The organism is Streptomyces sp. CA-288835 (assembly GCF_050936385.1).
Taxonomy (GTDB): Bacteria; Actinomycetota; Actinomycetes; order Streptomycetales; family Streptomycetaceae; genus Streptomyces.
Genome location: NZ_JBNJMW010000001.1, coordinates 7,507,671 through 7,527,573, shown reverse-complemented (window position 1 = coordinate 7,527,573; position 19,903 = coordinate 7,507,671). Strand labels below are relative to the sequence as shown.

The following is a 19,903-nucleotide window of genomic DNA, read 5'->3' as shown; positions in this document are numbered from 1 at the left end:
GGCACGGGTCCGTTTGGCGGACGTACTCGGTGAGCCGCTCATCAACGGTCGATCCGTGAGGACCACGGCCGATGGATTTCCTTTTCTACGCCTTTCGGCACTCAAAAGAGGAGGCGTGGACTTCTCCGAACAGAGAAATGGCGCGTGGACAAAGGAGCAAGCCACCCCATTCATCGTCTCCGATGGAGACTTTCTTGTGGGCCGTGGGAACGGATCTCTCGAGCTGGTTGGACGAGGAGCCCTCGCACGGCATGTACCTTCTCCCGTAGCCTTTCCCAGTACCATGATTCGCGTCAGACCACATCCAGGGGTCATGACTCCCGAATATCTGGCGAGCATTTGGGAGTCTCCACTCGTACGGTTCCAAATCGAGAAGGCCGTGCGGACTACCGTACACCGCGCCTACACGATCAGCCATGACACCTTGGCAGATATTCGTATCCCCTTGCCGCCAATAGCAGAACAGCACCGCATCGTCGAAGCACTGGAAACTCATCTCGTCCGCCTCAATGCCGGACAATGCAGTCTCCAGCGAGGCATCTCACTCATACCAAAACTCCGCTCAACGGTACAAAATACTGCGATTTCAGGACTCGCCCAGTCCACCTCTACCCCCAGCCATTGGAGATGCGGAGAACTTGGCGACGTTATTGCACGGATCGAGACAGGGAGATCCCTTCGCTGCGAACGCCGGCCCGCCAAAGAAAATGAGTGGGGCGTAATCAAAGCCAGCGCCATGACGCGGGGGAATTTCGACAATGACGAACACAAGGCCGTTCTGGCCGACACGAATATTGACCCGCGGAACGAGATAAAGCAGAATGACATATTAGTCAGCCGCGCCAACACCGCCGTCCACGTAGGCGCTGCGGTCCTTGTAGGTGAATGCCGTCCGCGACTGCTACTCAGCGACAAGAGCCTTCGTCTTGTCCCGAAGGATGGAATAGAGAAGACATGGCTCATCCAGATTCTTTCATCACCCTATGTCCGCGGACAGATCTCAAGTAAGGCCACTGGCGCCCTGGAGTCCATGCGCAATATCACTCAGCAGAATCTGATGCGTATACAAATCCCCATCCCGTCGCGCGAGGAACAATCAAGAATTGGCGAAGCGATCAAGACTGACATCGAGCGCATTGATCGGCTAGCGGAGCAACTAGAGTCACTCCGGTTTGGGTCGGAGCACCTAAGGCAGTCCCTCCTGACTCGCGCCTTCGAGGGCCAACTCGTTCACCAGGACCCCGCCGACGAGCCGACCAGTGCCCACCTCACTCGCATCCGGGCCGAGCGGGAGGCCCATGGCCGCAGGCTGCAATCGACACGTCGGCGTCCCTGCAGGACAGAGCCTTCATCACCCGTGCCCCTTGCCCACCCTGCCATTCAACTGGAGTTCGAGCTTTGACACACGCATTCCCTACCCAGACGGACAAAAAAGTCAACCCGGTGGCCGCCAAGCTCTGGGAATATTGCAACCTTCTCCGTGACAACGGTTTATCCACCGCCGAGTTCGTCGAACAGCTCACGTATCTCATTTTCCTCAAGATGGCCGACGAGATCGCCGCCAGGCCCGTCATAGGAACGAAGGAACGCACTGCCATCGTGCCAGGAGGATACGACTGGAACTCGCTGATGGAAAAGACGGGTTCGGACCTCGGAGACCACTACCGTGTCATCCTCGCCGAACTCGCCAAGAAGGAGCCTGCCACTACAGTTGGTACTCTCTTCACACGGAGCCAGAATCGCATCCCCAATGATGACCTCCTCCGAAAATTGATCGTTGATCTGATCGATACAGTGGGCTGGAAGGGCTGGGCCATCGATCCCATGGGCGACGCATTCGAGGTCCTGCTCGCCAAGAGCGCGGAAGATACCAAGACCGGGGCGGGCCAATATTTCACTCCACGCCCGCTCATCAAAGCGATAATGGATGTGATGCAGCCGCGGCCGACCGACACCATCACAGACCCTGCCTGTGGTACCGGTGGTTTCCTGATCGCCGCGTACCACTACATTCTCGAGCATCACAGGCAGGAACTATCCGCGCAGGAAGGTCGAGCCCTTGGCTCGGGCAGAATCTGGGGGCAGGAACTGGTCCCGAACACCGCGCGCCTGGCTGTGATGAACATGCTGCTGCACGGCTTGGGATCCGCCGCCGGGCAGTCGCTCATCACGGCGGAGGACGCTCTCCTCACGCAGCCGAATCGGCACGCTTCCCTCGTCCTCGCCCATCCGCCGTTCGGCAAGAAGTCCGCGATAACCGCCGTCGACAGAAACGGCGTGGCGCAGAAAGAGGACGTTCACTACCCACGCAACGACTTCCTGATCACCACCACCAACAAACAGATCAACTTTCTTCAGCACATCATGTCGTTGATGGAGATGAATGGGCGCGCAGCTGTCATTGTCCCCGACAACGTGCTGTTCGAGAGTGGCATTTGTTCGACACTGCGTCGTCGCCTGCTCAATGATTTCGACCTGCATACGATTCTGCGACTGCCCACCGGCATCTTCTACGCCGGTGGCGTCAAGGCGAACGTCCTCTTCTTCGACAAGAGACCCCGCATCGACGGAAAACCCAACACCTCTAAAATCTGGGTCTACGACTTGCGAACTGGCATGCAATTTTCGCTCAAGCAGAGACCACTGCAACAAACCGATTTGGCCGAGTTCGTCGAAGCGTACCTACCGGGAAGATCTCACACGGACAGGATCGAGACGGCACGCTTCAGGTGTTTTCCCTACGACGAACTGATCGCCCGTGACCATCTCAACCTGGACATCGCCTGGGCGGAGGACTCAGCGCTTGATGAAACCCACAACACACCTCCCCCCAGAGTGATCGCCAGGGAGATCGTCGAGGAGCTGGAGGCCGCTCTGAACCAGTTTGCCTCCATCGCCGAGGACCTGGGCGGTGAGCCCTTGCCTCAGACGGACATGCAGCAATAGCCGTTCCTGGACTGCGAGTTGGCTGATGCCGGACGAATGGGAGCAGCCGTTCGCACCGCGCAGACCGGAGCGAGGAGCGAGAGGGGCAGCTCGGGACTCCGCAGCCAAGCCCTCATCCACCGCTCCGGCCTGGAGAATCAGTCCGGGCCGGGGCTGTAGCGACCACGGCCGCACAGCCCTCTGTGGTATTCGACGCACTCTTCGTCGATGGCGTGCTCTGGACGGCGTATCAGAGGGTTGATCAGTTCCCTGTCTCTGCTTCGCCGCACGTTCCAGTCCTCGTCGATGAAGAGGAAGAGCCTGTCGAACTGAACATGATGGTTGGGGCAGAGACACAACAAGTTGGACAGTTTGTCCGGTCCCTCGTGCGGGGTTCCGAGCCCTTGGATGTGCGCGGCCTCGCTGTAATGACCGAAGCGTGTCTCCAACTGCACTCCGCATACCTGGCACCGGTGCTGATAGAGCAGCTTGATCTCCTCGACGAGGTGAGGGTCCCGATCGGGGCGCGACGAATTCACCTGTCGACGCGCTCCGCGTCCAGTGGTTTCATCCGCGCCGTCTCGGTCCTCGGCCTCCTCCTCCCCTGCGTTCCCGCTGGCATGGGCGTATCCGGCTAGACCGAGGCGCGTCAGCAGAGCCCCCTGGTCGACATCCTGGAGGTAGGTGGTGCAGAGCAAGCCGATCGCTTCGGCACGGGTGAGCGGCTGCTTCAGCAGCTTCGCTGCCTCTGGCCGAAGCCCCGCCGCGACTCCGGACTCGGCCGAGCTCATCGCCAAAGCCGATTCGAGCCCCTCATTCTCTACCCCTTCTGTCTCCCACAGTCCGCTGGTCCGCAGGTGCAGAAATGGGTACTCAGGCGCCACTCCGGTATCAGAGCCGCCGAACTCCACCAGGAGAGGACCGACCTCGGTTCGGAAGTCATTCCATGACACAAGGCGGCTCTGCCTCGATACGAGACGGCTGATGGACCACAACAGCGTCAGCGATGCGTGGTGCGTACGTGACTCCTCCGGTACGCTGGCGTCCAAGGTTCCGAGGGCGCGAAGAAGCTCCTCGCGCCCCAGCTTGACTGCCGCCACCACAGCAGCCTCTCCGCTCGTTGGCTGGCCTACAGGGGTCACTTTCCCGTCCAGCAGCCTGTCCAGCAGCCCCAGCTGACGCCGCCGCTCGGCAGCCCGCACCAGCGTGAGGTAGCGCACCTCCTTGTGCAGGGCCAACGCTGTCAGAATCGGGGCTGCCGGGACCTTGAACTCGACGATGTCCCCCAGAGCCATGATGTGTTCCCAGGTCCGCCCGTCCTCGAGCTCCCCCCAGATCTCTCTGGCCAACTCGGAATTGCGGAGCAGCCCCAGAACGCGGGCTCTGGCGATGAACGCCTTGTCGGCGTAGAACAACACCTCGTCGCCGACCTTCTGCCCTCGCAGTGCGGCGCCTTTGGGATGGCTCTCCTTCTTGACCGGCGTTGCCCCCCACAGCCGCGCCACCCCGTCAGGGAAGAGTTGCTTGAGTTGCTCCGCGTGCTCGCCCAGGACGTGCTCATACTCCGCGACCCGGATGCCCTGGCGTATCGAGCGTTCGAAGTTCTGAGGCCCACGAATTTGGGGCCCGCCCCTGGGCTGCAGCAGCCACTGCACCGAGGCATCGGCTTCCCTGGCGGGGTCCGTACCATCCCGATTGTCCGTTACTGCGCCAGCCTCGAAGACCGAGCGGTCACCATACTCATTCCCCATGGTGATCAGATTTTCATACTAACGAGGGTCACCCGTCAGGGACTTGGCTCAGCAGTCGCAAGCGGCTTGCTCGAGAGGCGGCCGGGCACTCCCGTGCCCGAGGGTTGATCACCGACGTGAGGCAGCACCTTCCGTACCCCAACCGCTACGATCTGAGCGGGGAATTTGTCTGCCTGAGCAGCAGCAATCGACACAGAGCGACACGAAGCGGGGATGGCACATGCGGGACGGCCGGTGGACCGCGGTCACCGACTCCGAGTTCCAGCATGAGCACCGGGGCCTGGAGGCCATCCGCGAGAAGCTCCGGGACAACGATCCGTGGCGGGCCTGGTCAAACTTCACCTTCACCGCCCACACCGGCCACGTCCGGGAAGTGGACCTGCTGGTGATCGCCCCGGGCGGGGTCCACCTGATCGAACTGAAGGACTGGCACGGCTCCGTCGAGTCCCGCAACGGCACCTGGCTGCAGACCCAGCCCAGCGGTCGGCAGATCCCCCACGGCAACCCACTGCACCTGGCCAACAAGAAGGCCAAGGAACTGGCCGCGCTGCTCAAACAGCACGGCGAGAAGGTGTGGGTCTCGGAAGCCGTCTGCTTCACCGACTCCTCCCTGCGCAACAGGCTGCCCGCCCACGACCGCAACGGCGTCTTCACCGTCCACCAGCTCACCGAGATGCTGAAGGAATCGCCGAAGGACGAGTACCGCCGGATCGACGCCGCGCGGTCGCGCCGGATCAAGGCGGCCTTGGAGCGCATCGGCATCGCGCGCAGCGACGCCGAGTACAAGGTCGGCCCGTATCTGCTCAGCCGGAAGGCGTTCGACTCGGGCCCGACCTGGGCCGACTACCTCGCCCAGCACAGTGAGCTGCCGGAGGCCGCCCGAGTGCGTGTCTATCTGCGCGAGCGCGGCTCCGACGCCGAGCTGCGCGCATCCGTCGAGCGGGCTGCGCGCCGCGAGGCCGCTGTGCTGCGCCACTTCCGGCACCCCGGTGTCGTCCAGCTCAAGCAGTACGACCCCTCCGGGCACTCCGCGGGCCCCGCGCTGATCTTCGACTTCGATCCGCGGACCCTGCGCCTGGACGAGTACCTGATCCAGTACGGCGAGAAGCTGGACATCCTCAGCCGGATGGCGCTGGTGCGACAGCTCGCCGAGACAGTGCGCTCGGCGCACGGCCGACGGATCTTCCACCGCACCCTGGCGGCCCGCGCGGTCCACGTCATCCCGCGCGGGCGTACCCGCCGGGGCGACTCCGAGAGCGAGACCGGCGCCTGGTCCAGCCCGCACCTGCAGATCTCCGACTGGCAGGTCGCCGTCCAGCGCAGCTCCGAGCACGGCGTGGCGGGCAATGGCGAGCGGTTCGCCCCCACGACCTTCTCGCGAGCGGGCGCACATCTCGCCGAGGGCGCTGACCCGTATCTGGCCCCGGAGCTGACCGCGCTCAGGCCCGACCCGGTCGCCCTGGACGTGTACGGACTCGGCGTGCTCACCTATCTACTGGCCACCGGCAGGCCCCCGGCCGCCAGCCAGGCCGAACTGGTCGCCCGATACGAGGCGGGCGAAGGCCTGCGCCCCAGCTCCGTGGTGGACGGCCTGTCCCCGTACATCGACGAGCTGGTGCAGGCGGCCACCGCCTACGACGTATCCGCCCGGCTGTCGTCGGTGGAGGACTTCCTGGAGATGCTGGAGGTCGTCGAGGCGGACCTGACCGAGCCTCCGCCGGCCGAGGCCCCTCGCCCGGCCGAACCCGAGAAGGACCCCCTGGACGCGGTCGCGGGCGATGTGCTGGCGGGCCGCTGGGAGGTCAGGCGCCGCCTCGGTACGGGTTCGACGAGCCGCGCGTTCCTGGTGCGGGACCTGACCGCCGGCCCGGATGTGCGCTTCTCAAAGTCCCTGGCGGTGCTGAAGGTCGCTACGTCGGACAGCCGCGGCGAGGTGCTGCGTCGCGAGGCCGAGGTGCTGGGGCGGCTGCGCCCGGACTCCCGCGTGATCCGGCTGGTCGAGCCGGAGCCGCAGCGCATCGGCCCGCGCACGGTCCTGGTCATGGAGTACGTCGGCGACGAGCGCGAGGAGAGCGGCGAGCCGTCCGCGACGGGTGCGAAGCGCCGACGCCGGGAGGAGACGGTCGCCCGGCAGCTGCGCGAGTTCGGCCGCCTGTCCGTGGACCAGCTCGAGGCGTACGGCGACTACCTGTTCGGCGCGGTGGACTTCCTCGAGGGCGAGGGCGTGTGGCACCGCGACATCAAGCCGGACAACATCGCGATCCGCATCCGCCCGAACCGCACCCGCGAGCTGGTGCTGATCGACTTCTCGCTCGCGGGCTACCCGGTGAACGAGACCGCGGCCGGCACGGACGGCTACCTGGACCCCTTCATCGGCACGCTCACCGACCGCTCGGTCTACGACGCCCACGCCGAGCGATACGCCCTGGCCGTCACCCTGCACGAGATGGCGTCCCGCGAGCTCCCGGTGTGGGGCGACGGAAAGGTCTCGCCGCGCCAGACCGACCCGAAGAAGGAGCCGCACCCGAGGATCGCCGCCGACGCCTTCGACCCGGCGGTACGGGACGGCCTGGTCGCGTTCTTCCAGAAGGCCCTGCACCGGGACGCCTCCCAGCGCTTCCCGGACCTCAAGCCGATGCGGGACGCCTGGAAGAAGATCTTCCTCGCCATGGACGAAGCGAAGCCCTCGTCCCGCCGCCCGTCACAGCACGCGGCGCCACCCGCGCAAAGCGAGGTGGCGCAGCCCGCCCCGGACGCCGCCATCCCGGAGGCCGAGGAGGAGAGCGCCGAGCAGCAGCGCGAGCGGCTGGCAGACCGCGTCGACCGGGACACACTGATCTCGTCGTCCGGCCTGAGCCCGGCCGCGGAGTCGTTCGTGTACGGCCTTGACGTCAACACCGTCGGCGAGTTGCTCGACTACAGCCAGCGCCAGCTCGTCAACGCCCCCGGCCTCGGCGCCAAGACCCGCAAGGAGGTCCTGGGCCGCATCAAGCAATGGCGGCTCAAGCTCGCGGAGAAGCCCGCCGCACCGCTCACACCCGAGGGCCGCAAGGCCGCGAAGGAGGAGTTGTCGGCCGCCGAGGCCGCGGCGGCCGACGCGGTAGCGGCCAACGGCGGCGCCGGTGCGCATTCGCTGCCGGAGCGCGCGCTGCGCAGCGTCAGCCTCGACACCCTCGCCACGGTGTTCGTACCGCCGCTGCGCAAGGACGGCTCGAACCACAACGAGTGCGAGATGGTACGGCTGCTGCTGCGCCTGCCAAACGAGCAGGGCGTAGTGCCGTCGGAGGTCGGGGTCTGGCCGACGCAGACGGACGTCGCGCACGTGCTCGGGCTGTCGCGGGGCCGCATCCCTCAGATGCTGAAGAACCAGCGGACCCGCTGGAAGAAGCACGCGGCGGTACGAGCACTGCGCGCCGAGGTCCTGGACCTGCTGCACGACCTTGGCAGGGTCGCTTCGGCCGCGGAGGTCGCGGACGCGCTGACCGTGCGGCGCGGCACCCAGCTCCAGGAGCGCGAGCAGCGCCGGGCGCTGGCCCTGGCCGCCGTACGGGCCGTGGTGGAGGTGGAGCAACTCGTCCCGGACGAGGCCGAGTTCGGGCACGCCCCGAACCGTGACGCGGCCGACGAGAGCATGGGCGCGGGGCTGTTGGCGCTGGAGGTGGGCGCGGACGACGCGCCGGACACGCCGTCCGCGCCCGGACTGCTCGACTACGCCCAGCGGCTCGGCCGTATCGCGGACCGGCTGGCGGGGCTCGACACCTTGCCGACGGCGGCGACCGTGGTGGCCGAGCTGGGCGCCGTACCGCCGCCGAGCACGGCGGTGCAGTGGGACGACCGGCGGATGGTGGAGATAGCGGTGGCCGCGTCGCGCCATGCCGCCGCGACGCCCCGCCTGGAGATCTATCCGCGCAAGCTGCCGCTGGTGCGGGCGTTGCGCCTCACCCAGGCCGGCCTGGTACCGCTCATCCCGGGGGTGGCGGAGGCCGAGCAGCCGGGCCTGACGGGGGAGGACGTCCACGAGCGGGTACGGGCCCGCTTCCCGGAGCTGCTGAACGAGCGGGGTGGCCATGCGCTGCCCACGGGCGGCCCACTGACGAGGGCTCTGCGTGAGGCCGGTTTCGACCTGGTGCTGTCGACGCGCAAGAGCACGGGAACGCTGCGCTACCTGCCGAGCAGTCCGGATGGCGTGTCCGCCTACCTGTCGTCGGACGCCCGGCGGCAGCCGACGGGCACCGTCTCCGCACACCGCTACTCCGACGACCCGGAACTCGCGGCGGCGGGCACGGCCGAGGACCGGCTGAAGGCCTCGGCGCAGCGGGACGGTTTCCGCGTGCTGACGGTGCCGACGGAGTGGGCACGGGATGCGATCGACGAGCTTGGGCGGGACGACTTCGCCGGTGGGGCCGTGGTGGTGTCGGTAGCCGAGTTGTTCGTGCGGGCGCTGCACGAGTTGGTCGACCCTCGGCCCAAGCCCACGTGGGAGACGATCCTGCGTGCGGATGTGGCGAAGACCGGGTCGCCCGGGGCGATGAAATTCGCCGAGTACGCGGGGACTGCGTGGGGACTGGTGGAGCCTCGGATCGGTGAGCTGTTGGAGCCGGGGAGCGTGAGTTCCGAGAACAGGGGCGGGGGCAGGTTGGCTGCTCCGTTGCTGCTGACGGACGGCGGGGTCTTCGCTCGGTACGACGCGATGGGCGCACTGGAGCGGCTGGCGGAGCGGTCGCGGGGTGGTGGCCGCGCGCTGTGGCTGCTGTGTCCGCAGAGCGACCCGGCCCGGCCGCCGCGGCTGGGGACGGTGGCGGTGCCGTATCAGTCGGGGCTGGGTGAGTGGATCGTGCTGAATGAGTTCTGGGTGCGGAACGCGCACCGCGCGAAGCCGGAGAGTACCGCGGCCGCCGGCCTACGGGGATGATGCGCTGAGCGCGTGCGCCGCATGCGGAGCCGCTCGCGTGTGGGTGGGGATGACGACAGGAGACGTGACCAGGTGATCGACCGCAAGTCCAAGGCACTGCTGACGGACCTGATCAAGCAGGTGAAGGCGGTCGAGGTCGACCTCGGCCAGCAGGTACGGGACGGCGAGACCGTCCTGAAGCCGCTGCGCACGGAGTACGGCAAGCTGCAGAAGGCCGATCCCAAGGCGAGCCCAAAGTGGGAGGCCTGGCTGGAGGAACGGCTGGTCGAGCTGCCTGAGGACCGTGCTGAGCGGGTGCGGGCGACCGGGAAGCTGTGGGTCGAACACGAGGAAGCATTCAGGCTCGGTCGTACTAATGACTCGTGGGCCTCATGGCTGTACGGCACGCCGCAGGTCTCGGGTCGCGTCACGCAGGTGGCCGTAGCGTGGGTACTGGGTACGGTGTTCGTACGGTTCTGCGAGGACAACCGGCTGATCCCCGAGCCGTACCTCACTGGTCCGGATACCGAGCAGCGGGACCTGGCGGAGGCACGGTACCGACAGTACGTGGAGCAGGAGCAGGACCCGACGTACCGAGGGTGGCTGGAGCGGGCGTTCGCTGAGTTGGGCTCCGGGCAGGCTGGCAAGTTGCTGTTCGACAAGCGGCGGAATCCGCTGTACCAGATCCCGGTCTCGCACGACGGCGCGCGGGCGCTGGTGGAGTTCTGGCGGGAGCGGCGGGAGAACGGTGACCTGGTGCACAACTTCACCGACCCGCTGAACGCGGACGGTACGAAGGGGTGGGACACGCGGTTTCTGGGCGACCTGTACCAGGATCTGTCGGAGGCGGCCCGGAAGACGTATGCGCTGCTCCAGACTCCGGAATTCGTGGAGAAGTTCATCCTCGACCGGACTATGGATCCGGTGGTACGGGAGCTGGGCGGGCGGTTCGGCAAGCTGAAGATGATCGACCCTACCTGTGGGTCGGGGCACTTCGTGCTGGGTGCGTTCCGGAGGATGGTGCAGCTTTGGGCAGAGCGGGAGCCTGGGCGGGATGTGCACGAGCGGGTACGGGATGCGTTGAACTCGGTGCACGGGGTGGACATCAATCCGTTCGCGGTGGCTATTGCTCGGTTCCGGTTGCTTGTGGCGGCGATGGCAGTGTCGGGGGTGCGGACACTGGCCGAGGCAGGACAGTACGACTGGCCGATCCATCTGGCGGTGGGCGACTCGCTGATCAAGGCTCGTCAGCTTGAACTGACTTTGGGCGACGAGGAGTCGGGGGATCCGCTGGCAGAGTTCTCTTATGCCACGGAGGACTTGGACGAGCATCCGGGGATTCTGGAGCAGGGACGCTACGACGTGGTGGTGGGAAACCCGCCCTATATCACGGTCAAAGATAAGAAGCTCAACGCGTTGTACAGGGAACTGTATGCGTCCTGCGCGGGTAAGTACGCCCTGTCCGTCCCCTTCGCCGAGCGTTTTTTTCAATTGGCAAAAGCGGGCCTGAACGACGGACGCGAGTTCGGTATGGTAGGCCAAATTACAGCCAACTCTTTCATGAAGCGAGAATTTGGCACCAAGCTGATCGAGGAATACTTCGCACACAAAGTAGAATTGACTGAGGTCATCGACACATCGGGTGCAGTTATTCCCGAACACAGCACGCCGACAGTGATTCTTGTAGGGCGGCGACGCTCCGGAAGTGCGCGAACGGACACGATCCGCACAGTGCGCAGTGTTCAAGGTGAGCCGACCACACCAGAGAACGGCGAAGAGGGCGTGGTCTGGAATGCCATTATTGAGCAGATTGATAAGCCAGGATCTGTTAGTTCATGGGTCTCCGTGGAGGATCTGCAGCGCGAACGATATTTCGCCAGGCAGCCCTGGATCCTGACCGATGGCGGCCTGGAGCTCAATGAGCAGATCGAGACGGCCAGCCAAGCCAAACTGAAGAGTTTGCTGTCTCGGGATATTGGCTTCGCAAGTTTTCCGGGCCAAGATGAGGCCTTCATTGGCACACCCGAAACATTTCGCCGTAAACAGATCAGCAAGCAGCTCGTAAAGCAGCTCATCATCGGGGAAGTCGTACGTGACTGGGGAGTCCATTGCACTGAAAGTGCGATCACTCCCTACAATGAAGACCTCGAGCCAGTCAGCTACGAGGCTGACACCCCATGGGCCCGGCATCTTTGGATCACGAGAAGCCACCTCCGCTCAACCACTGACTTCGACGGCCGGACCCAGCAGACCCTCGGCAAGCCTTGGTGGGCTTGGTACCGATGGGTCCCCGAGAGATACCGCACCCCACTTTCAATTACATTCGCCTTCGTGGCAACGCATAATCATTTCTCCTTGGATCGAGGTGGCAGGGTTTTTAACCGGTCTGCACCTGTAGTCAAACTGCGCCGGGAGGCAAACGAGGAAGAACACCAGCAACTCGTCGGAATCCTCAACAGCTCAACAGCCTGCTTCTGGCTTAAGCAAGTTAGCCACAGCAAGGGGAACGCCACGGCCGCTAGTGGAATGCCAGACCAGCCTTGGTCATGGAATCTTGAGTTCACGGGCACAAAGATTGAAGAGTTTCCACTTCCGCCTCGGTACCCTGCAGCCATCGCAATAATCCTAGACGGTTTGACGCAAGAACTGGCGGAAAGCACTCCCTCAGCACTTGTATCAGCCGATCTAGTACCGACGGCCGCTAAACTCCGCGAAGCCCACGCCCAGTGGGACTCTACTCGCACTCGCATGGTCTCCCTGCAAGAGGAACTGGATTGGCAGGTGTACTCAATTTACGACCTGCACAGCGCCGATCTAACCATTCCCCTGAGCGACGTGCCAGAAATTACTCCGGGTGAGCGCGCCTTCGAAATCGTCCTCGCCCGCAAACTGGCCAAGGGGGAGGTTTCGACAAAATGGTTCAGCCATCACGGTCACACCCCAGTCACTGAAATTCCTGATCATTGGCCTGCCTCATACAAGTTGGTCGTCCAGAACCGCATCGACGTCATCGAGTCGTCCCGGGCCATCGGCATGGTCGAGCGCCCTGAGTACAAGCGCCGCTGGACAACTGAGGGTTGGAACGCGCTCCAGGAGAGGGCCCTGCGTTCCTGGCTACTCAACCGCATCGAGGACCGCGAACTCTGGTTCCAGGACGGCCAGCCGACAATCCTCACCCATGCCCAGCTCACTTCCGCACTCGCCCTCGACGAGGACTTCGTCTCCGTCGCCGAGTTGTACGCCCCCCGCAAGGAGCTGGCGACCGTGGTCGCGGATCTCCTCGCCAACGAACATGTCCCCTTCCTCGCCACCCTGCGCTACAAGCCCACCGGCCTGAGGAAGCGCGCCGACTGGGAGCACGTCTGGGATCTCCAGCGTCAGGAAGACGCCGCCCCGGACGAACCCGCCAAGCGGAAGATCCGGGACTCGATCCCCGTACCGCCGAAGTACACGTCGGCCGACTTCCTCAAGCCGTCCTACTGGCGCGCCCGCGGGAAGCTGGACGTCCCGAAGGAGCGGTTCATCTCCTACGCCACCGGCGCCATCTCCGGCACTCCGGACCTGTTCGGCTGGGCGGGCTGGGACCACCGTGAGCAGGCCCAGGCCCTCAGTACGTACTTCACGAATCACGACGAGCTGTCCGACGAGCAGATGACCCCGCTGCTCGCCGGCCTCCTCGAACTCCAGCCCTGGCTCACCCAGTGGCACGACGAGTTCGACCCCCTGTACGGCGGCTCCCCCGCAGCCTTCTTCGCGGGCTACCGAGCAACCAAGCAGGGCGAACACGGGCTGACCGACGACGACTTGCGCGCGTGGCGTCCCAGGAAGCCGACCAAGGGGTGATCATCCCGGCGTGCCCTCCCCTCTCTCCGGCACGGAGGGCACGCCATCGTCCCGCACGGTCAACGGTTCGGCCGCGTGTACCCGTAGCGCCGGGCCCTCGTCCAGTCCGAGCACAACGGCGAGTCCACCAGCCGCGTACGGCTCGGTACGCACCGTACGGACAGCGCGCCACTCGCCCCACACCCGCACTCGCTGCCCGGCCCGAACCATGACCGCCGCGACCTCCCGCATGTCGGGCTCAGCCACGATGTCCGGTGCCTTCAGCTCCGCCCACACGGTCTTCCCAATCCCGCACGCCCGCTCCTCAACTCCCCAGCGGTGAGCCAACGCCTCCACGAGCAACAGCCCGCGCCCGCCGGTCTCCTCGTCACCGGGTGCCCGCACTTCGGGCCTGCCTGAACCCGCGTCGCTGACCTCCAGCCGCAGCAGCCCGTCCTCCAGCGATCGCGCGATCCGAACGCCCACCTGTCGATCACTGGGCACGCGTACGCGCAGCGCGTTGGTCACCAACTCCGAGAGCACCAATTCCGCCGACTCCAGGACGTCGTGGCCCACACTCCAGCCGCCGAGCACGGCATGTAACGCCGCCCGGGATCTCGGCACGCTTCGACGGCAACGGGACAGCCGGAACGTGACTTCGTTCGAGCTCAGGCTCTCTGTCATGACGCTCCCTAAGGGTCGATGGCTGATGTTCAAGTCCCCGCGAGCCGAGGGAAGTTCCGGCTCCGCCAGGACGAGGGTGCCGTGAAACAGCGAGACGGCGCAACGTTGAAGGGAGAGTCAGACCTCAATTCACCCTTTCGGGTAACCTGCGGGCAGTCCGGCAACAGCCCTGGTAGGGAGGTACGTATGCCAAACGTCAAACCATCCACCGTGCTCGGGCGCCAACTGGGCGACGAACTAAGGCGCTTGCGTGAAGCCGCGGGCCTGACCACCACGCAAGCGGCCGATGCGCTCGACTGCACCAAGGGGAAGATCAGCCGCATCGAGAACGGTCACGTGCCCGTGCGCACCCCAGACCTGATCGCCCTCATGCAGACGTACGAAGTGGAGGACTCGGAGACGCGCGAACGCCTCGGCTCCCTCGCCCGCAGAGCCAACCGGCGTCGACGCGAAGGCTGGTGGCATCAGTACGGTGCCGTCCTCGCTGATACGTACCGCGACTACATCGAGATGGAGAACATCTGCGACGGCATCAAGACGTTCCAGGTTCAGCTGATCCCGGGGCTCCTGCAAACACCCGCGTATGGACGAGCGATCACTGTGGCGTCTCGCGCGTGGAAGACGGCGGAGGAGATCGACCAGTTCGTGCAAGTGCGGATCGCCCGGCAGGAACGGCTCGTCGGCGAGGCGCCGTTGGAGCTCTGGGCCGTACTCGCCGAGGGTGTTCTCCGCCAGCAAGTTGGGGGACCCGCCGTGATGCGTGACCAGCTTGAACACCTGGCGACCATGGCCGAAATGCCCAACATCACCGTCCAGGTACTGCCGTTCTCGCGCGGTGCGCACTCAGGTATGTTCGGCCCATACCTACTGCTGAGCTTCCCGCGGGTGTCAGCGCTGGACCTCGTCCTGACGGAGACCCCGATCGGCAACATCTGGATGGAGCAGGAGTCCGAGGTGGCCCACTACCGCGAACTCTTCGACGACGCTCGCACATCGGCGTTGCCGCCAACGGAATCGCTCAGGCTGATCCGTCGCATCGCCAAGGAGTACACACAATGAGCCGGGACCACCTCCCCTCACCCGTTCCCGCAGAAGCGATATGGCGTGCCAGCAGCTACAGCGGCGGGCAAGGCGAATGCGTCGAAGTCGCCGACAACATCCCCACCCTCATCCCCGTCCGCGACAGCAAGCGCCCCACCGGCCCAGTGATCACCTTCACCCCCGACGCCTGGACCGCGTTCCTCGACCACCTGCGTTGAGCGGAGCCTCATGTGGTGAGGAGTGGGCCCCAGCCATGGGCGTGCGCGTGCTCACCACATGCCGCGCTCCCGCTCCCGCGCCTGAACTGCCGCAGGGACGTGCCTGTCATGCCCCGGGCGGGCGCCATTGCCCCGATGTGAAAGCGCTCAGCAGCTGTCGGCTGGCAACCGTGAAGGGGTGGTCGAGGCCCAGGCCGCGTTCCCGCCTGGCCACGACATCCGTCATCTGGTCGATCATCAGGTCGATCCCCGCGTCCACGTGGCCAAGCGCGGCCTGAGTTCAGGAGAGGAGCTGCTGAGCCGAGAGCGCGATCGGGTAGTCGGGGCCGAAGCGTCGCCGGTACGACTCGGTGACCAGCTGTATCTCCTGGTCGGCCTCGTCGAAGCGGCCCAGCAGGTACAGCGCCCAGGCGCGGTTGTGGCGGGCACCCAAGGTCACCGTGTGGTCCGGGCCGAGGAACCGGACGCATTCCGAGGGCAGGTGAAGCAACACGCCGTCTTCTTCAGTGACAACCTCGGAGGCTGACAGCAGTACCAGAAGGCTTGAGCGGGAGCGCAAAGTCAAAGGGTGCGCGTGGCCCAGCGTCGTGCGTCGGCCGGCGATCGTAGACCGGAGAAGGGAGAGGGCGTCGTCCCGTCTGCCAAGGTTTCCGAGCACAAGTTGAAGGCCATGGCCGCTGTCCAGTGTGTCGGGATCATCGGCCCCGAATAGTCGCTTCTGAGCGGCACGGACGCGCTCGAGCAGCAGCTCGGCCTCGGTATACCTCTCCAGACGAAAGAGTGCCCGGCCGGCCCTGGAGCGGGTGGCCAGTACGAGTCGGTGCTCCGCGCCGAGTTGCCGCTCGCTGAGGTCCGCTGCGGCTCGGGCGGTCTCCCAAGCGGAGAGGTAGTCTCCGGTGCGGTGCAGGGCGACGGACAACCGGGTCGCCACGACCAGTGCATCAGCCAACATCGGCGGGTCGTCGATGCGTCGCAGCAAGGCGGGCGCGTGGGGAACGAGCAGCCGGAGCCGGTCTTGTAGGGCTTGCGCTCGCTCACGGCGACCAGCCCAGCACGCCCATCGCCGCCGACCGGCCGAGATACTGTCCTGCCACACGTCCAGGTGACGACAAATCACCTATGCACTCACATCCCGCCCTCTGAGGAGACGTTCTAGATGATCCCGCCACCTCCGCCGGACTGGCCGTACTGCGGGCATGGCGCCGACCCGGCTACAGACCCGACGGGGTGTCGTGGTGAACGTTTGGATGGGCACAATGCGTGTCTGGCTCACGTCTCGGACGGGGAGCGCAACGCTCACCTCGCCAGTCTGGCTCCTGGTGACGACCTCGTGCACCGCGGAACTCCCTTCACAGACAGCCTCCTCCGGAGCCTTCTGACGTCACTTCGCGATCCCGCTACGGGCCAGGTACGCGTGGGACACGCGCGGCTCAACCAAGCACAGTTCCTCGGTATTACGAACCTCTCCAGAGTAGAGTTTCAGTACGACGCCGATTTCGATGAGGCAGAGTTCGCTGACGTTTTCTTCACTGGCTCAGAGTTCCATAGCAGTGTCAGCTTTCACGGTGCGAATGTTCGCGGCGTAGTTCGTTTCGATGAGGTTGTGTTCCACCGTTCAGTGGATTTCATGCAGTCGCGGGTTGGCGGTTCGGCCTCGTTCCTGGGAGCGCGATTCAAAGATTTTACATTGTTCGAGCATGCCGAGATCTGCCACAATGCGGATTTTTCCACTGCACAGTTCGACGAGATGGTTAGCTTTGCCAGTGTACGCATAACCGGCACAGCGGAGTTCCAGAGGGCGACTTTTACGGGCACGCCTTCGTTCGATGATGCGAAATTTATGGATCATGCCGTTTTCGACGGTGCCCAATTTTTGAGCCGCACCCTATTCCTTGGCTCCGTGTTCTCTGCAGGCGCTAGCTTCCGTAAAGCCCAGTTCGCTGATTCGGTTGATTTTGATGGGTCCCGAATAGTAGGTGATATAGGGTTTCAAGGGGCGGAGTTCGCTGGCGTGTCCGACGTGGGACCGCTGGTATGCGCAGGCTGTGTCGATTTATCTGGGGCAGTCTTCGCTCTACCAGTAACGCTGGAAATTTCGGCGTGTGATCTGGTGTGCAATAGAACTCGGTGGGAGTCGACAGCAGTATTGCGTGTCAGATACGCCAGCATCGACCTGGCAGACGCAGTCCTCAGCGCCCCGTTGGCCGTGACGTCCCAGCCTGTCCCATTCTCGAGTGTTCCAACTTTCGGGGCCATGGACGAGACACTCCTGGATGGCCGGGTCCAGACGGCATCGGTGACCTCTGTCCGGGGTGTTGACGCCTCTCACCTCGTGCTGACTGATACAGACCTCAAAGACTGTCTGTTCACAGGAGCCTTTCACCTCAACCAGATCCGCCTAGAGGGCCGCACAGTTTTCCCGTCCGTTCCCAAAGGCTTTCACCGCCGAAACCATGCTTGGCCAACTCGTTGGTCTCAGCGCCGCACCCTCGCCGAAGAACATCACTGGCGCGCACAGGCGGCCCATCAGGCCGTACCCATCGCCGGTCAGTCGGGAAGTGAACCAGCGCGGCAGTGGCGTACCGGGCCGCACCACGGCGACCCGGCCCGTACCCCGGATCCCGAGGACGTCGCGGCGGTCTACCGACAGCTGCGCCAGGCATTTGAGGACGGCAAGAACGAACCAGGTGCCGCGGACTTCTACTACGGCGAGATGGAGATGCGTAGGCACGATCACGACGCGACGCCGCGCGGTGAGCGCGGTTTACTCCATGGGTACTGGCTGCTGTCCGGCTATGGTCTGCGCGCCTCCCGCGCTCTCCTGTGGCTCCTCGCGGCGATGTCCTCAACGATCCTGCTGCTCATGGGCCTCGGCCTTCCCCAGCACTCCCCCAAGCAGGAAGCCAGCGCCATCGTCCCGGCCGGCGGCGGCCCCGTCACCTTCACCATCGACAAGGACGACCCGCAAAATCCCACCGGTGACCGGTTCACCGGCAAGCGGTTCGAGAAGGCCCTCAACGTTACCCTCAACTCCGTAGTCTTCCGCTCCAGCGGACAGGACCTCACCACCGCCGGCACCTACATCGAGATGACGTCCCGCCTACTCGAGCCTGCCCTCCTGGCCCTCGCCGTCCTCGCCGTACGCGGACGTATCAAACGTTGACCGGTGGACCATGCCGCTTGAGGACCGTCGCTGTGCGAGCCCGACAGTAGGGTCTGGATATGGTGACGCGACTGCGCAGGCTCGAAAGCCTGCTGGGCGGGCGGCTCAACGACATCGACTACAGCAGCATCGCTGATCTGGTCGGGAACGCCGAAGCGGCCGAGAGCGAGGATCTCGACTACAAGCGGGCGCACTACAGCGCCGATGACAAGGGACGCGAGGAACTGGCCAAAGAAATCGCCGCCTTCGCCAACCACACGGGCGGCCTTCTCATCGCTCTGTTGTAGAAAAAGGCGATGCTCAATTTCACGGCTTCTACTGTGAAGGCTGCGTCGCAGAAGGTGTGAGTGAGCATTTCGTCAAACGTTCCCACGCTGCCGAAAGGTGCGCGTCCGTGAACATGCGCTGCTTGCGGGGTGTCCATTTCTTCACGTACTCCGCTGCCGTGGCATAGGTCGCCGGGTCGGACACAAGCGCTTCCGACGCGAAGAGGAGCGTACCGAGCAGTTCCATGCCATAGGGGTGCTCATATCCGTCGACGAGCTGCTCAAGGCGCTCAATCGCAGCGCTGAACTGCCTGTCCGAGCTGAGGAGTTCAGCTGCCTGAGCCACAGCTTCCGGCGCAGGTGACAGAGGGACTGAGGCTCCTCGCGTACCGTCTCCGTAACCGCTGACGTAATGGCCCTCAAGTGCCGCGATGGCACGGTCCAGACTGGCCGAGTAGGGGCCATAGTGGCCTTTGGTGAAGCGCAGGCCGAGATCGAACCCTAGACGTTGCAGCAGGTAGACGAGCTTATGGGCCTCCAGCAGGGTCGCCTGCCGCTCGATGGAGAATCCCCCGGCAAGTCCGCGTTTGATGTACCGGTCGAGGGCGACCAGGAAAGCCGCCCGCTCACGGTTGAGCGCAGGAGGCTCCTGGTTGTTCGGCATGGCGGTCGCAGGCGGAGCACCGTGCGGGGGGTAAACGCACACCTCGACGTCCGGCAGATCGCCCAGCGCGGCGATGATCATAGGGTGGACGTCATCCCAGGCCAGCCCTCCGTTACCGCATCCCAACGGAGGTACTGCGATGCTCCGGATCTGCCGTTCGACAATGACGCGCCGGAGATCCTGCAGGCCGTGCTGCACGTCTTCGAGACGTGATGGCGAGCGCCAGTGCCGCTTGGTCGGGAAGTTGACAATGTACCGAGGCTTGGCCGACTCGCCTCGATCATGCATGTGCATGGAGCCGGGCTGCACCTCGCCCGCCGCACACGCCTTCTCGTACGACGCGAAGTTGTCCGGGTAGGCCCGCTTGAACTGCAAAGCGATTCCCTTGCCCATGACACCGACCGTGTTGACGGTGTTGACCAGAGCATCCACTTGCGCAGTCAGGAGGTTACCCTCCGCATAGATGATCACGGCTACC

13 protein-coding genes are annotated in these 19,903 nt (G+C 64.7%); 8 read left to right on the top strand and 5 right to left on the bottom strand.

Annotation, left to right across the window (positions count from 1 at the left end; genetic code table 11):
- Nucleotides 1-313: 313 nt before the first annotated feature.
- Together ACQEVY_RS33990 and ACQEVY_RS33985 are read left to right on the top strand one after the other, a co-directional pair.
- The gene (locus ACQEVY_RS33990) at nt 314-1,402 is read left to right on the top strand and encodes a restriction endonuclease subunit S (RefSeq protein WP_432953199.1); all 1,089 of its coding nucleotides are present in this window, start codon (nt 314-316) and stop codon (nt 1,400-1,402) included.
- A 41-nt stretch (nt 1,403-1,443) separates the two neighbouring features.
- Nucleotides 1,444-2,946 carry an N-6 DNA methylase gene (locus ACQEVY_RS33985; protein ID WP_432953198.1) on the top strand — a complete coding sequence of 501 codons (1,503 nt, stop codon included), beginning with the start codon at nt 1,444-1,446 and terminating at the stop codon, nt 2,944-2,946.
- A 137-nt stretch (nt 2,947-3,083) separates the two neighbouring features.
- On the opposite strand, the gene ACQEVY_RS33980 is transcribed toward ACQEVY_RS33985, so the two are convergent.
- Entirely contained in the window at nt 3,084-4,676 is a 1,593-nt protein-coding gene (locus ACQEVY_RS33980) for an HNH endonuclease (RefSeq protein ID WP_432953197.1), read from the bottom strand.
- A 220-nt stretch (nt 4,677-4,896) separates the two neighbouring features.
- Between ACQEVY_RS33980 and pglW the strand changes: the two genes are divergently transcribed.
- Complete coding sequence (gene pglW / locus ACQEVY_RS33975) at nt 4,897-9,588, top strand: BREX system serine/threonine kinase PglW (RefSeq protein ID WP_432953196.1); 4,692 nt, start codon at nt 4,897-4,899, stop codon at nt 9,586-9,588.
- Between the two features lie 72 nt (nt 9,589-9,660).
- Nucleotides 9,661-13,410 carry a BREX-2 system adenine-specific DNA-methyltransferase PglX gene (gene pglX, locus ACQEVY_RS33970; protein WP_432953195.1) on the top strand — a complete coding sequence of 1,250 codons (3,750 nt, stop codon included), beginning with the start codon at nt 9,661-9,663 and terminating at the stop codon, nt 13,408-13,410.
- Here the strand turns inward: pglX and ACQEVY_RS33965 are convergent, their stop codons facing one another.
- Nucleotides 13,411-14,073 (bottom strand): ATP-binding protein, encoded by a 663-nt coding sequence (locus ACQEVY_RS33965; protein WP_432953194.1) that lies wholly within the window; start codon nt 14,071-14,073, stop codon nt 13,411-13,413. It lies immediately after the preceding gene.
- A 186-nt stretch (nt 14,074-14,259) separates the two neighbouring features.
- Here ACQEVY_RS33965 and ACQEVY_RS33960 point away from each other — a divergent pair, with 186 nt between their 5' ends.
- Both ACQEVY_RS33960 and ACQEVY_RS33955 read left to right on the top strand, forming a co-directional pair.
- Nucleotides 14,260-15,132: a helix-turn-helix domain-containing protein gene (locus ACQEVY_RS33960; RefSeq protein ID WP_432953193.1), complete on the top strand. Its 873-nt coding sequence runs from the start codon at nt 14,260-14,262 to the stop codon at nt 15,130-15,132.
- Nucleotides 15,129-15,332, top strand: coding sequence for a DUF397 domain-containing protein (locus ACQEVY_RS33955; protein ID WP_432953192.1), 204 nt, complete (start codon nt 15,129-15,131; stop codon nt 15,330-15,332). Before ACQEVY_RS33960 ends, ACQEVY_RS33955 begins: the two co-directional genes overlap by 4 nt.
- Nucleotides 15,333-15,438: 106 nt before the next feature.
- Here ACQEVY_RS33955 and ACQEVY_RS33950 read toward each other — a convergent pair whose 3' ends face one another.
- Together ACQEVY_RS33950 and ACQEVY_RS33945 are read right to left on the bottom strand one after the other, a co-directional pair.
- Nucleotides 15,439-15,591, bottom strand: coding sequence for a hypothetical protein (locus ACQEVY_RS33950; protein ID WP_432953191.1), 153 nt, complete (start codon nt 15,589-15,591; stop codon nt 15,439-15,441).
- Nucleotides 15,592-15,612: 21 nt separating this feature from the next.
- The gene (locus tag ACQEVY_RS33945; RefSeq protein ID WP_432953190.1) at nt 15,613-16,284 is read right to left on the bottom strand and encodes a tetratricopeptide repeat protein; all 672 of its coding nucleotides are present in this window, start codon (nt 16,282-16,284) and stop codon (nt 15,613-15,615) included.
- Nucleotides 16,285-16,746: 462 nt separating this feature from the next.
- Between ACQEVY_RS33945 and ACQEVY_RS33940 the strand changes: the two genes are divergently transcribed.
- Both ACQEVY_RS33940 and ACQEVY_RS33935 read left to right on the top strand, forming a co-directional pair.
- Nucleotides 16,747-18,495, top strand: a complete 1,749-nt coding sequence (locus tag ACQEVY_RS33940) for a pentapeptide repeat-containing protein (RefSeq protein WP_432953189.1) — start codon at nt 16,747-16,749, stop codon at nt 18,493-18,495.
- A gap of 59 nt (nt 18,496-18,554) precedes the next feature.
- Nucleotides 18,555-18,782: an AlbA family DNA-binding domain-containing protein gene (locus tag ACQEVY_RS33935; protein ID WP_432953188.1), complete on the top strand. Its 228-nt coding sequence runs from the start codon at nt 18,555-18,557 to the stop codon at nt 18,780-18,782.
- A 28-nt stretch (nt 18,783-18,810) separates the two neighbouring features.
- Here ACQEVY_RS33935 and darG read toward each other — a convergent pair whose 3' ends face one another.
- On the bottom strand, nt 18,811-19,896 hold the full coding sequence (gene darG / locus ACQEVY_RS33930) for a type II toxin-antitoxin system antitoxin DNA ADP-ribosyl glycohydrolase DarG (protein WP_432953187.1): 1,086 nt from the start codon (nt 19,894-19,896) through the stop codon (nt 18,811-18,813).
- Nucleotides 19,897-19,903 lie beyond the last annotated feature (7 nt).

Excerpts from the sequence above, each read along its gene's own strand:
- ACQEVY_RS33945 (WP_432953190.1), bottom strand. The coding sequence starts at position 16,284 with ATGTTGGCTGATGCACTGGTCGTGGCGACCCGGTTGTCCGTCGCCCTG.
- ACQEVY_RS33965 (WP_432953194.1), bottom strand. The coding sequence starts at position 14,073 with ATGACAGAGAGCCTGAGCTCGAACGAAGTCACGTTCCGGCTGTCCCGT.
- ACQEVY_RS33955 (WP_432953192.1), top strand. The coding sequence starts at position 15,129 with ATGAGCCGGGACCACCTCCCCTCACCCGTTCCCGCAGAAGCGATATGG.
- ACQEVY_RS33990 (WP_432953199.1), top strand. The coding sequence starts at position 314 with ATGACTCCCGAATATCTGGCGAGCATTTGGGAGTCTCCACTCGTACGG.
- ACQEVY_RS33960 (WP_432953193.1), top strand. The coding sequence starts at position 14,260 with ATGCCAAACGTCAAACCATCCACCGTGCTCGGGCGCCAACTGGGCGAC.
- ACQEVY_RS33935 (WP_432953188.1), top strand. The coding sequence starts at position 18,555 with ATGGTGACGCGACTGCGCAGGCTCGAAAGCCTGCTGGGCGGGCGGCTC.
- ACQEVY_RS33980 (WP_432953197.1), bottom strand. The coding sequence starts at position 4,676 with ATGGGGAATGAGTATGGTGACCGCTCGGTCTTCGAGGCTGGCGCAGTA.
- pglW (WP_432953196.1), top strand. The coding sequence starts at position 4,897 with ATGCGGGACGGCCGGTGGACCGCGGTCACCGACTCCGAGTTCCAGCAT.